The sequence below is a fragment of the Hylemonella sp. GW821-FHT10B10 genome, assembly GCF_059415585.1.
Genome location: NZ_JBWKNN010000001.1, coordinates 1,552,101 through 1,564,921, shown reverse-complemented (window position 1 = coordinate 1,564,921; position 12,821 = coordinate 1,552,101). Strand labels below are relative to the sequence as shown.

Here is a 12,821-nt window from a genome sequence, read left to right as displayed (position 1 = left end):
CACAGCGTGGCACAGGATACCCCCGAATTCTGGACGCAAGCGGCGCAACAGTTCCAGCAGGCCTATGGTGACAGCTGGTTGAAGCTCTTCCAGTCCTTCCAGGGCGCCCAGGCGGGTCAGGCTCAGGCGGCGCTGCCCATGCCCGAACATCCTATGAGCATTCCCCCCGACAAGTTGCAGGTCCTGCAGCAGCAATACCTGCAGGACCTGGGCCAGCTTTTGCAGCAGGGGGCTGGCGCCCCGGTGAACGGCGACCGGCGCTTCGCCAGCCCGGCCTGGAGCGAGAACCCGCTGGCGGCGATGAGCGCCTCCACCTACCTGCTTAACGCCCGTTTTCTGATGAACATGGCCGAGGCCGTGCAGGCCGACGCCAAGACCCGCGCGCGCATCCGTTTTGCCGTCGAGCAATGGGTGGCGGCCAGCGCGCCCAGCAACTACCTCGCTTTCAACGCCGAGGCGCAGAAGAAGGCCATAGACAGCAAGGGCGAGAGCATTGCCAAGGGCCTGCAGAACATGCTGCACGACCTGGGCCAGGGCCATGTGAGCATGACCGACGAGAGTCAGTTCGAGGTGGGCCGCAATGTGGCTACCACGGCGGGCGCCGTGGTCTATGAGAACGAACTCTTCCAGCTGATCGAATACAAGCCGTTGACGGAGCAGGTCTATGAGCGCCCCCTGCTGCTGGTGCCGCCCTGCATCAACAAGTACTACATCCTGGACCTGCAGCCCGAAAACTCGCTGATCCGCTACGCCACCGCCCAGGGCCACCGCACGTTCGTGGTGAGTTGGCGCAACCCCGACGAGTCCCTCGGTCACAAGACCTGGGATGACTACATCGAGGAGGCCGTCATCCAGGCCATCCACGTGGCGCAGGAGATCAGCGGGGCCGAGCAGATCAACGCCCTGGGTTTCTGCGTGGGGGGTACCCTGCTGGGCACGGCGCTGGCGGTGCTGGCGGCGCGGGGCGAGGAGCCTGTGCACAGCCTGACCCTGCTCACCACCTTCCTCGATTTTTCCGACACCGGCATCCTCGACGTCTTCATCGACGAGGGCATGGTGCGCTATCGCGAACAGCAGCTGGGGCAGGGTGGCCTGATGGCCGGGCGCGACCTGTCTTCCACTTTCAGTTTCCTGCGGCCGAATGATCTGGTCTGGAACTACGTGGTGGGCAACTACCTCAAGGGCGAGATGCCGCCGCCTTTCGATCTGCTGTACTGGAACAGCGACAGCACCAACCTGCCCGGGCCTTTTTATGCCTGGTACCTGCGCAACACCTACCTCGAGAACAACCTGGTCAAGCCGGGCCGGCTCACGGTCTGTGGCGAGAAGGTGGATTTGCGCAAGGTGGATCTGCCGGTTTACATCTATGGGTCGCGCGAAGACCACATCGTGCCCATCTCCGGCGCCTACGCCAGCACCCAGGTTCTGCCGGGCAAGAAGCGCTTTGTCATGGGGGCATCGGGCCACATTGCCGGCGTGATCAACCCGCCCGAGAAAAAGAAGCGCAGCCACTGGATCCGCGCCGATGGCAAGCTGCCCAAGACCTTCGATGCCTGGTTGGAGGGCGCCGAAGAGCATGCCGGCAGCTGGTGGACCGACTGGGCGGGCTGGCTGGCCAAACAGGCTGGCAAGAAAATTGCTGCACCGAAGAAGTACGGCAAGGGCAGCAAATACAAGGTCATCGAAGCGGCTCCGGGACGCTATGTGAAGCAGAAAGCACACTAAGTACAAAGAGGAGAGACATCATGGAAGACATCGTCATCGTTGCCGCAGCACGCACTGCGGTCGGCAAGTTCGGGGGCGGCCTGGCCAAAACACCCGCCACCGAACTCGGATCCATTGTCATCAAGGCCCTGCTGGCACGCAGCAAGGTAGACGCCGGCCTGATCGGCGAGGTCATCATGGGCCAGGTACTGGCGGCCGGTGCTGGCCAGAACCCGGCGCGCCAGGCCCTCATGAAAAGCGGCCTGCCCAAGGAAATCCCCGCGCTCACCATCAATGCCGTCTGCGGCTCCGGCCTCAAGGCCGTGATGCTGGCCGCCCAGGCTGTGGCCACGGGTGACAGCGAGATCGTCATCGCCGGCGGGCAGGAGAACATGAGCGCCGCGCCGCACGTGCTGCCCAATTCCCGTGACGGCCAGCGCATGGGCGACTGGAAGCTGATCGACACCATGATCGTCGACGGCCTCTGGGACGTCTACAACCAGTACCACATGGGCATCACCGCCGAGAACGTGGCCAAGCAGTACGGCATCACGCGAGAGATGCAGGACGCGCTGGCCCTGGCCAGCCAGCAGAAGGCCGCCGCAGCGCAGGATGCGGGCCGATTCAAGGACGAGATCGTGCCGGTGCTGATCGCGCAGAAGAAGGGTGACCCGCTGGCCTTCGATGCCGACGAATTCATCAACCGCAAGACCAATGCCGAGGCCCTGGCCGGCCTGCGTCCCGCCTTCGACAAGGCCGGTGGCGTGACGGCGGGCAATGCCTCCGGACTCAACGACGGTGCCGCTGCCGTGATGGTCATGACGGCGAGGAGGGCCGCTGCGCTGGGGTTGAAGCCCCTGGGCCGTATCGCGAGTTACGCCACCAGCGGCCTGGACCCTGCCACCATGGGCATGGGCCCGGTGCCGGCCTCCACCAAGGCGCTGCAGCGTGCCGGCTGGAAGGCGGCCGACCTGGACCTGCTGGAAATCAACGAAGCCTTCGCCGCCCAGGCCTGCGCGGTGAACAAGGAAATGGGCTGGGACACCAGCAAGGTCAACGTCAATGGCGGCGCCATCGCCATCGGTCACCCGATTGGTGCATCGGGTTGCCGCATCCTGGTCACGCTGTTGCACGAAATGCAGCGCCGCAATGCGAAGAAGGGCATTGCCAGCTTGTGCATCGGTGGCGGCATGGGCGTGGCGCTCACCATCGAGCGCTGAGCGATTGCACAACACGCGGGTTTTGCCTAGCTAGCCGCTGCGGGTGGCGGGGCGTAGATTGAGATCACAAGTTTGATGAGGAGGACATCATGAGCAAGAAAGTAGCCTACGTCACCGGTGGCATGGGTGGCATCGGCACCGCCATCTGCCAGCGCCTGCACAAGGAAGGCTTCACGGTCATCGCGGGCTGTGGCCCCACCCGTGACTTCAACAAATGGATCGCGGAACAGAAGGCCCTGGGCTACACCTTCTACGCCTCGGTCGGCAATGTCGGCCAGTGGGAATCCACCGTCGAGGCCTTCGGCAAGGCCAAGGCCGAGCACGGCCCCATCGATGTGCTGGTGAACAACGCCGGCATCACGCGCGACCGCATGTTCCTGAAGATGACGCGCGAGGACTGGGACGCTGTCATCGAGACCAACCTCAACTCCATGTTCAATGTGACCAAGCAGGTGGTGGGCGATATGGTGGAACGCGGCTGGGGCCGCATCATCAACATCAGCTCGGTCAATGGCGAGAAGGGCCAGGCCGGCCAGACCAATTATTCGGCGGCCAAGGCCGGCATGCATGGCTTCACCATGGCGCTGGCCCAGGAAATGGCCAACAAGGGCGTGACGGTCAACACCGTGAGCCCGGGTTACATCGGCACCGACATGGTCAAGGCCATACGCCAGGACGTGCTGGACAAGATCGTGGGCACCATCCCCGTCAAGCGCCTGGGCGAGCCCAGTGAGATTGCGTCGATCATTGCCTGGATCGCTTCGGAGGAGAGCGGCTATTCCACGGGGGCGGACTTTTCGGTCAACGGCGGCCTGCACATGGGCTGAGGGTGTTTCCGCGCCACGACCAACCCCGCTGCGGCGGGGTTGTCTGCTTCAAGCGCCCGGGCCCAGCCCAAAGCGACATTCCTCCTTGCCGGAGCCACCTATGCTCAAAACCTACCGTGGCAGCTGCCATTGCGGCGCCGTCCAGTTCGAGGCCGAGCTCGATCTCACGCAGAGCACCTACCGCTGCAATTGCTCGATCTGCCGGCGCACGCGTTTCTGGCCGGCGGTGGCGCGCGAAGGCGGTTTCCGCCTGCTGGCCGGTGAAACCGAACTCACGCAGTACCTCTTCAACACACGCAAGAACCAGCATTATTTCTGCAGGCATTGCGGTGTGCGCGCCTTCGGCATTGGGACCGAAACGCCGATCGGCAAGATGTACGGCGTCAACCTGGGTTGTCTGGACGAGGTCGGCGACGAGGAGCTCTCAGGCCTGACCATCACCTATGTGGATGGCCTGAGCGACCGGTGGCAGAGTGCACCGGTCTTTTTTGCGCATTTGTCGCGTACGCCTCGCACCTATTGCACGAAGCGGTTGCCGCGCGAGAGGATGGTCAGGTCCACCCAGGTGCTGCCATGGCGCTGGTTGGGACCGAAGCTCAGCGTGTAGCCATGCAGGTCCAGCCGGCCCAGCGTGCCCATGGCCTGCAGCACGCTTTCCCGGGTGGGCTGGGGGCCAGCCTTTTTCAAGGCCATCACCAGCACCTTGGCGGCGATGCAGGACTCCAGTGATGTGTAGTTGAGCTTGGCGCCATTGAGCGCCTTGAGCGCATCAGCGCACTCCTTGACCAGGGGAATGGAGACCTGGTTGGAAACACGTGGCGAGGGGATGATCTGCGAGACGACGGTGCCACGCGCCAGGTTGCCCACCGATTCGATCAGCTCGTCCGGGTTGACGAAGGACAGTGCGGCCACGGGTACCGGTGAGCCCTTTTCGCCAGCGATCTTCAGGTAGTCGCCCACTGCGTTGAACTGTGTGGTGGCGAGCACGTAGTGCGGGCTGTCCTTGGTGAGGGCGTCCACGACGGAGGCGTCGAGTGCCGCGCCGCGCTTGACGGCCACACCGCGCGGCTTTTCGGTACCAGCCTCGACAAAGACGCTGGCCACGGCCTCGTAGTTGCTGCGGCCGACCTCGTCGTCGTAATACAGGACGACCGCCTTGGCCGCCCCGACCCCACGCTTGGACTCCATGATCTTGAGCGTTTCGTCCTTGTAGGAGGCGCGGATCGTATAGACGTTGGGGTGGCTGCGCAGGCTCAGCGAGCCGCTGAAGGGGGCGAAGAACAGCATGTTGTTCTGCGCCACCAGGGGCAAGGCATCCACGCTGTTGGTGGCCGAGTTGTAGCCGAAGAGCGCCATGGCGCCCTGGCTCAGGAGCTGCTGGGTGTTTTCAGCGGCGCGCTGGCGATTGTTGGCATTGTCCAGCGTCACGAGCTGAACCTTGCGGCCCAGCAGGTTGCTGGCATTAGTCTTGGCGAAGATGGCGAGGGCGCCGTCGCGCATGTCGCGCCCGATGTCGGCGTTGGAACCGCTCAGCGGCACAGACTGACCGATCACGATGTCCTGGCTCCAGGCAGCTTGCGCACAGGCAAAGGTGCACAAGACCCAAACGAGTACTTTCGTCATTTTGTCTCCTTCGTTGCTAACACTCAGTAACACTCAGGCTGTATCGAGGTCGCCTCTCAGGGGCGATTCACGATACTGACACATTCTAGGGGGGGCAGTCGCGTCTTCTCTTATGAGATGACTGTACTGTGCTTATGGGTTCAGCTCGGCCAACGTTTTTCGCGGTACCAGGCCTGCTGTGCGAGACGCAACATGGGCTTGTCGCCCGGGGTGTCCCCATAGGCCTGCAGGTTAGGCGTGGCCTCGGGGTCTAAGGTCTGGGCCAGCCAGGCCTGCAGGCGGCGCACCTTTTCTTCGCCATGGCAATTGGCCGTGGCCATGCGGCCGGTGTAACACCCGTCGACCACTTCCATCTCCGTGCACAGCACGGCGTCCACTCCCAGGCTGGCGCCGACGAGATGCATGTAAAGACTCGTGGAGGCACTGACGATGACGCAGCGATGACCCTGCTGCTGGTGCTGCACCAGTTGCCGCAGGGCCCAGGGGCGCCACTGCTGCGGCAATTCATGCTGCACAAAGGCGCGGGCGGCATGTTCCACAGCGGCCTGCGTGCGGCCGGCGAGGCTGGCCTGCAGCAGCCGGGCCTTGGCGCGGTGGTTGCTGGTCAGACGCAGGGCGTAGGCGATCAGCCAGGGGCTGCATCCGAGCAGCACCCACAGCAGCCGCGGCCAGCCCAGCAGGCGGCGCAGGAAGGGCAGCAGGGTGTCGCCCCGGGTAAGCGTGCCGTCGAAGTCAAAGGCTGCAACCACTGGCGGCTGCGTTTCGTTCACGGTTTCGGACATGAGACCTGGCCGCAATAGCGCACGCAGTAGGGGCAGCCCGTCATGGGCAGCCAGTCCGGGATGTTGTAGTAGTGGCGGAAGACCTCGCCGAGCACACCCCGACGATAGGCCTCGTAGTTGAAGTTGCGGCCTTCGACGTAGTGGAAGGTGATGCCGCTCTGCACCGCCGTGTAGGCCTGCACGCTGTCGAAATAGGGGGTGAAGTCGCTCATCACCGGTGGGTCCGACAGCAGCACGCGGATGGTCTTGCCCTGGTAGATGGAATAGTCCACCAGCAGATCATCCTGGCGCGCATGGAACTTGCCGGGGCCGAAGACCGGCACGTACTGGCCGATCACGTAGCCGTAGACAGCGGCGGGCGAATAGCCGTCGGCCATGAGCACGGAATCCGGCGTGCGCACTTGGGCCAGCAGCTCGGATGTCTTGAGGGCGCGCACGATGGCGAAGTAGCGCGGTTTGCCTTCCCATTGCTCCACATGGGTCAGTGCGATACCGCCCAGCGGTAGCAGGTGCAGGGCCGTGAAGGCAGCCAAGCCCATGGCGCAGTGGCGCAGCGTGGCCTGCGGCAGAGCGAAGGCGAGCAGCACGAAGACGAAGGGGTAGAAGGCCAGCACCCAGTGCAGGCCCACCACTTTCTTGAGAGACAGCAGAGCGAAGAACAGCAGCGGCACCACGACGAGCACGCTGACGAGGCGCAGCTGGCGGGACGTTGCGACCAGCACGGCACGGTGCCGGAAGCCCAGCCAGAGCAGGGCCGGCGTGAGCAGGTAGGCCAGCATGCCCAGGTATAGCAGGGGCTTGCGCAGCTCGAAGGCCGCGTCCTCGTTGCGGTTGATGGCATTGAACATGATGTTGGACCAGCCGTGGCTCATGTTCCACAGGAGATTGATGGCGGGCCCGGGCAGGGCACACAGCACCAGCAGCAGCAGGCCGGGCCAGCGCTCGCGACGGAAGGCAGCGAAATAGACCAGGTAGGCCAGGCCCAGCACCACCGAGAAATATTTCGAGAGGAAGGCGCAGCCGATGAACAGGCCAGATAGCGCGTACAAGCCCCAGGCGCGGCTGTCCATCTGTGCGCGGCGTTCGGCACGCAGCAGCATGGCTACCGAGAGCACCGACCAGAAGATCAGCGGCGTGTCGGTGGTGATCAGGGCGTTGATCCAGTTGATCGGGGCCAGCCAGAACAGCAGTACCGCCCAGGCCGCGCGCTCGCGGTTCAGCGGCTTGAAGGCCCACCAGAGCATGGCGCCCAGGGCCAGGGGCAGCAGGACCACGGGCAGGCGGATGGCCCAGGTGGCTTCGCCAAAGAGTGTGCGCATGAGCCAGATCAGCCAGCCCACCATGGGTGGGTGGTCGTAGTAGCCCCAGTCGGGATAGACCCCCCACCAATAGAAGAAGGCCTCGTCACCTGTGATGGGCAGGGCATGGGCGATCCACAGGCGCACGGCCAGCGCGGCCAGGGCGGTGACGAGCAGCCAGCGCGGCAGATTGAAGGTGGAGTCGGTGGAGGAGGTGGACATCAGCGCAGGGAAATATCGCGGGAGACGGCCGCACTATAAAGCAGGGCCAGGGCACCGATGGCCACGGCCAGCCAGAGCGTCAGCAGGCGCACCAGCACGGTGACGGCCAGGGCCGTGGCCAGGGCCGAGCCCTGCAGGACCAGCAGACCGGTCAGCAGCGCCTCGGTGCCGCCCAGCCCCGCAGGGAGCAGGGACAGCGCGCCACCCACCATGGCCAGGGCATAAAAGCCCGTGGCCAGCAGAGGATCGATGATGAGGCCGAGTTCGCGGCAGACCAGCCAGGTGGCCAGGCCCTGTGCGGCCCAGGCCACCAGCGTGAGGCCCAGCCAGCCCCAGGGGCGCGTGGCAAGACAGCGCCAGGCGGCATGCAGCCAGGGCAGGCGGGTGAACAGGGTCTGCCTGAGCTTGAAGAGCAGGCCCAGCAGGAACAGCCCTGCCGTTGTGACACCGAGGACGAGCTGCAACTGCCATGCAGCCTCCTCCGGCAGTTGCGCCAGCCACCACAGGCCGGGCAGTGTGAGCAGCAGCAGGGCCAGCAGGTCGGCCAGGCGCTCGGCGCCAAAAATGGCCAGGCTGTCGGCAGCGCCCAGGGGTTGGCGCAGCAGCAGACCGCGCGCGGCCTCGCCGACGTTGCCGGGTGTGGGCGTGAAGGTGTAGCCGGCCAGGTACAGGCGCAGGCCCTGGCCCGGCGGCAGCGGGCGGCCGTAGTGCGCCATCCACAGGCGCCAGCGCTGACCGCGCAGGAGGTAGTTGAGCAGGCACAGGGCGGCAGCCCACGCGCCTGCGGGTGACCACAGCATGGAGAGCCTGGCATCGCTGGTGCCGTTGCCGCTGAGCAGCAGCACCAGCGCGTAGACGGTGGCCGCGCCACCGATGACGACCAGCAGGGTCTTGAGCGGCAGCTTCAACGCCAGAACCGTGTGGCGAAGAAGAGGCACAGCCAGGCGATGCCGGCGGCGAGGATCCAGGGATCGCGCAGCAGGTCGCGCGAGACATCCTCACCACGGCCCCGGTGCACCTGGTAGGCATAGCGCAGCAGGCCGAAGACCACCACCGGCACCGTATAGACGAGGCGTTCGCCGTGCTGTTGCATGGTTTCGACGCTGGTGGCGTAGAGGCCGTAGGTGATGACGGTGGCCGTCATGGTGACGGCCATGTAGGTGTCGAGCAGGGCTGGGGGGTAGTGTTCCAGCACGGCGCGCTGCTGCTCGGGCTGGTGGAAGGTCTCGGCCTTGCGTTTGGAGAAGCCCAGGAAGAGCGCGATGAACAGGCCCGTGAGCAACAGCCAGCGCGAGGGTGGGATACCCACGGCCACGGTACCGGCCAGCAGGCGCAGCATGAAGCCGCTGGCGATGATGGACACATCCACCACCGGCACGTGCTTGAGGCGCCAGCTGTAGGCCAGGTTGAGCGTGACGTACAGGGCGAGGATGAGCAGCAGCGCACGGCTGCCCCAGGCCAGGACAAGACCCACAAGCAGCAGTACGGCGGCGAGGAGCAGCGCCTCGCGCGGGCTGACCGCGCCGCTGGCCAGGGGACGTTGGCGCTTGGTGGGGTGTTGGGCATCGGCCGCGCGGTCGCGCCAGTCGTTGAGGATGTAGACCAGGCTGGAGAAGCAGCAGAAGGCCAGGAAGGCGTACAGCACACGCTCGATCAGCGGACCGTTGTGCCAGGCCTGGCTGAACATCAGTCCGGCGAAGACGAAGACATTTTTGAGCCACTGATGAGGCCGCATCAGGCGGATCAGACTGCTCGGCTTGGACATGGCTTCAGCTCCGCCCGGGCGCCTGCCCGTGTTTGTAGAAATAGCCCAGGACCAGCCAGACCAGCCCGCTGAAGGCCAGGGTGATAGGCAGGGTCCAGAGGGCATCGCTGAGCCAGTGCGCTCCAACCGACATGCGCGCGAGCGACACCAGTGCGCCGGCCAGCAGACCGAAACCGATCCAGAACCAGCGCCGGCGCCGATCAAGCAGCATGAGCGAGACGAAGAAGAAGCCGCAGGCCACGTGGCCGCTGGGGAAGGCGCAGTTGTCCTTGCACTGCTGGGCCTGCACCAGAGCGGGGCTGAAGTGGCGGTCACCGCCGAACTGGACCACGTCGAAGGGGCGCGCGCGCAAGGTGTGCTCCTTGAGGGCCCAGGGGGCGAAACCGGCACCGAGCAGGAGCGAGAAGCCCACGAAGGCCAGTGCGAGGCCGAGCCGGCGCTGGCGGCGCAGAGGGGGCAGCAGGCTCACGATGAGCCAGGCCGCCAGGCTCAGCAAACCGGCACCCCGAAAGAGATTGGGCAGGTATTCGTTGACCAGTTCGACCCATTTCCATTGGGCGGCGGCAATCGGCGGATCGGGTTGCAGGAAATAGGCGGCAGCGGCGATGTCGAGCTGCGGCCAGAACACGGGTAACGATGCAGCGACGAGCGAAACGCCCAGTACGAGCAGGAAGACGGTACGGTTGCGGAGGGTGGGGCGGTTCATGGGCGGTGAGAAGGTCCGCGCGATTGTACGTAGCGTCGGCGACGCGTCTCAGCCTGCGTCCAGCGCAATGCGCGCCAGCATGTCGACCACGCGCGCATCTTCGCCGATGGCGGGGCGCAGCTCGAAGCCGACCTGCGGGTGCTGGCGCCGGAGTTCGGCGACCAGCAGCGGCAGGTCTTCGCGCGCATGGCGGCCCACACCGAGGAACATGGGCAGGATGGTGATGGCCGTGGCGCCCTGCGCCACCAACTCGCTGGCGCAGGCCGGAAGGTCGGGCGCCATGAGTTCCAGGTAAGCGCAGCGCACAGTGGCCCCGGGCTCGAGCGCGGCGGCACGTGCAGCCACGGCCTCCATGGGGGCGCGCCACTGCGGGTCGCGCGAGCCGTGCGCAAAGAGGATAAGGCCGCGTTGCGGCGCCGGGTCTTGCATGGACATCACCTTCTGAGCACCAGCCAGCCGAAGGCGGTGAGCGAGATCAGCATGTAGATGAAACCGGGCGCGGCGGCGGTGAGCCAGGGGATCCAGTGCTGCAATTCGCCGATGTAGCCGAACACGTTGTTGAGGAAGAAGAAGCTGATGCCGGCCATCACGCCGCCAAAGACATAGATGGAAATGCCCTCGTTGCGGAAATGCAGGTAGGCAAAGGGCAGGGCCAGCACCACCATCACCAGGCAGGAGAGCGGGTAGAACACCTTCTTCCAGAACTCGATCTCGTAGCGTTCGGCGGTCTGGGCGTTTTCCTTGAGGTGGCGGATGTACTGGAACAGGTCGATGGTGCTCATGCGCTCGGGTCGCAGCACGGCGGCCGACACCATCTCGCTGGAGATGCCGGTGGGCCAACGGAACACCGGTACATGCGTGCGCTCCACTCGGCTGAGGGCCAGGCCGGGGGCGTTGAATTCGGTGCGCTCGGCATTTTCAAGCTGCCAGGCATCGTCGTTGGTCGTGAAGCGCGCCAGCGGCGCATGCGTCATGGAGACCAGGGCGTTCTGGTTGTCGAATTCGAAGATGCGGACATCGCGCATATTGCCTTCGGAGTTCAGCGAGCCCACGTTGACGGCGAACTGGGCATAGGGCTCGCGCTCGCGCAGCCAGGCGCCGGTCTGGCCCACGCTGAGCTTGCCTTCGTAGCGCGCCTTGAGCAACTGGGCCGTACGGTCGGCCCAGGGGGCAAGGTAGTCACCGACCACGAAGGTCAGCAGGGCGAAGGTGAAGCCGGCCGTCAGCAGCATGCGCAGCGCGCGCCAGGGCCCCAGGCCGCTGGTGCGCAGGATGGTGAATTCCGAGCTCTGCGCCAGGCGGGTCATGACGTAGATGGTGCCGATCAGTACCGTGATGGGCAGCAGCTCATAAAGGTGATTGGGGACCATCAGGGCCACGTAGCTGGTGGCCTGGGGCACCTGGTAAGCGGCGCCCAGGCCTGGGCGGCCAATGGCGGGCAGCTGGTCGACGAAGTCGAAGAAGGCGAACAGGGCCAGGAAGCCCAGCGTGACGAAGACCACGGCCAGGAACATCTCGGCGTGGATCAGGCGGCGTATGGTTCTCATGGGGCCACCCCCTGCTGCGGCGCCACGCCCCTGAGCGGCAGGCGCAGGCGCCAGCCCCAGTTGTACTGGCGCTTGGCCAGCCACAGCAGGCCGACGGCCAGCATGCCACCGTGCAGGCACACGTTGTAGGCAAGAAAGCCGATTTTGCCGCTTGCGATCCAGGTCTGGCCCAGGGTCAGCAGGTTCAGGTAGACCTGGAACAGCAGCAGCGAGAACATCAGGTTGCCTGAGCGACCCACGCGGGGGTTCACGCGCGTGGCCGCCAGCGCCAGCACGGCCAGGTTGAGCGCGGCCAGCACGAAGCCCAGGCGCATGGAGATCTCGCCCAGGTAGGGCAGGGAATTCGGGTTGCGGATCAGCTCCAGCGTGGAGATATTGCCCAGCGGCACGTCGATCTTGCCGCCCAGCGGGTCCTGCGCCACACGGATCTTGTAGCGCTCGAATTCGCCGATCTTGGTGTCGGTCTTGCCCAGGGAGTTTTCCAGGCGCTGGCCGTTCTCGAGCACCAGGAAGCGGTCATTGCCTATGAGTTCGGTGTGGCCGCTGCGCGCGGAGGTGACGGTTTCCTTGCCGTTCTCGGTGGTGGCGACGAAGACGTTCTTGGCGCTGAACTCATTGAGCAGGCTCTTTTCAACAAAGAAGACACGGCTGCCACCGCCTGCCTCCTGGAACTGGCCGGGCTGCACGCGCTCCAGGTCGCCGCGGCTTTCGTACTGGGCACGCATGGTCTCGACCTGCTGGTTGGACCAGGGCAACACGAACACAGCCAGTGAAGCGATGGCCAGCAGGATGGGCCAGGCAAAGCGCAGCAAGGGGCGCAGCAGGCTGAACAGGCCCATGCCGCTGGAGAACCAGATCACCATCTCGCTGTCGGTGTACAGGCGTGAGAGTGTCATGACGATGGCGACGAACAGGCCCATGGTCATGATGTTGGGCAGAAAGGTCAGCAGCGTGTAGCCCATCACGAGCATCACATCCGAAGGATTGAAACTGCCACGCGAGGCCATGCCCAGGGTGCGGATCAAGGTCATGGTCATGACCACCGTGACCAGGATGATCAGCGTGGCGCCAAAACTGCGCGCCAGCTCCTTGCGGATGGAGGAATCGAATAACATTGCTCGTCAGGA

General features: G+C 65.0%; 13 protein-coding genes. 4 read left to right on the top strand and 9 right to left on the bottom strand.

Features of this window, described 5'->3' with window-relative positions; translation table 11 throughout:
- The first annotated feature begins 6 nt into the window (after positions 1 to 6).
- The 4 genes from AC07NT_RS07665 to AC07NT_RS07650 all read left to right on the top strand — a co-directional run bounded on the left by AC07NT_RS07665 (position 7) and on the right by AC07NT_RS07650 (position 4,358).
- Positions 7 to 1,725 carry a PHA/PHB synthase family protein gene (locus AC07NT_RS07665; RefSeq protein ID WP_498597069.1) on the top strand — a complete coding sequence of 573 codons (1,719 nt, stop codon included), beginning with the start codon at positions 7 to 9 and terminating at the stop codon, positions 1,723 to 1,725.
- Positions 1,726 to 1,745: 20 nt separating this feature from the next.
- Entirely contained in the window at positions 1,746 to 2,924 is a 1,179-nt protein-coding gene (locus AC07NT_RS07660) for an acetyl-CoA C-acetyltransferase (RefSeq protein ID WP_498597070.1), read from the top strand.
- Positions 2,925 to 3,013: 89 nt separating this feature from the next.
- Positions 3,014 to 3,751 (top strand): acetoacetyl-CoA reductase, encoded by a 738-nt coding sequence (phbB, locus tag AC07NT_RS07655; RefSeq protein ID WP_498597071.1) that lies wholly within the window; start codon positions 3,014 to 3,016, stop codon positions 3,749 to 3,751.
- 100 nt (positions 3,752 to 3,851) lie between these two features.
- Positions 3,852 to 4,358, top strand: a complete 507-nt coding sequence (locus AC07NT_RS07650; RefSeq protein WP_498597072.1) for a GFA family protein — start codon at positions 3,852 to 3,854, stop codon at positions 4,356 to 4,358.
- Here the strand turns inward: AC07NT_RS07650 and AC07NT_RS07645 are convergent.
- The 9 genes from AC07NT_RS07645 to lptF form a co-directional block, all read right to left on the bottom strand.
- Positions 4,268 to 5,374 (bottom strand): ABC transporter substrate-binding protein, encoded by a 1,107-nt coding sequence (locus AC07NT_RS07645; RefSeq protein WP_498597073.1) that lies wholly within the window; start codon positions 5,372 to 5,374, stop codon positions 4,268 to 4,270. The two genes, AC07NT_RS07650 and AC07NT_RS07645, sit on opposite strands and share 91 nt — an antisense overlap.
- A 140-nt stretch (positions 5,375 to 5,514) precedes the next feature.
- A complete protein-coding gene (locus tag AC07NT_RS07640; protein ID WP_498597074.1) occupies positions 5,515 to 6,156 on the bottom strand; it encodes an HAD family hydrolase in 642 nt (213 codons plus the stop codon).
- Positions 6,141 to 7,676 carry an ArnT family glycosyltransferase gene (locus AC07NT_RS07635; RefSeq protein ID WP_498597075.1) on the bottom strand — a complete coding sequence of 512 codons (1,536 nt, stop codon included), beginning with the start codon at positions 7,674 to 7,676 and terminating at the stop codon, positions 6,141 to 6,143. Before AC07NT_RS07635 ends, AC07NT_RS07640 begins: the two co-directional genes overlap by 16 nt.
- Positions 7,676 to 8,584, bottom strand: coding sequence for a lysylphosphatidylglycerol synthase transmembrane domain-containing protein (locus AC07NT_RS07630; protein ID WP_498597076.1), 909 nt, complete (start codon positions 8,582 to 8,584; stop codon positions 7,676 to 7,678). The genes AC07NT_RS07635 and AC07NT_RS07630 overlap by 1 nt, the downstream gene beginning before the upstream one ends.
- Entirely contained in the window at positions 8,581 to 9,441 is an 861-nt protein-coding gene (locus tag AC07NT_RS07625; RefSeq protein WP_498597077.1) for a decaprenyl-phosphate phosphoribosyltransferase, read from the bottom strand. Before AC07NT_RS07625 ends, AC07NT_RS07630 begins: the two co-directional genes overlap by 4 nt.
- 4 nt (positions 9,442 to 9,445) lie before the next feature.
- Complete coding sequence (locus AC07NT_RS07620; RefSeq protein ID WP_498597078.1) at positions 9,446 to 10,147, bottom strand: phosphatase PAP2 family protein; 702 nt, start codon at positions 10,145 to 10,147, stop codon at positions 9,446 to 9,448.
- Positions 10,148 to 10,195: 48 nt separating this feature from the next.
- A complete protein-coding gene (locus AC07NT_RS07615; protein ID WP_498597079.1) occupies positions 10,196 to 10,582 on the bottom strand; it encodes a sirohydrochlorin chelatase in 387 nt (128 codons plus the stop codon).
- The gene (gene lptG / locus AC07NT_RS07610; RefSeq protein WP_498597080.1) at positions 10,582 to 11,694 is read right to left on the bottom strand and encodes an LPS export ABC transporter permease LptG; all 1,113 of its coding nucleotides are present in this window, start codon (positions 11,692 to 11,694) and stop codon (positions 10,582 to 10,584) included. Before lptG ends, AC07NT_RS07615 begins: the two co-directional genes overlap by 1 nt.
- Positions 11,691 to 12,809, bottom strand: coding sequence for an LPS export ABC transporter permease LptF (gene lptF / locus AC07NT_RS07605; protein ID WP_498597081.1), 1,119 nt, complete (start codon positions 12,807 to 12,809; stop codon positions 11,691 to 11,693). Before lptF ends, lptG begins: the two co-directional genes overlap by 4 nt.
- Positions 12,810 to 12,821: the final 12 nt, after the last annotated feature.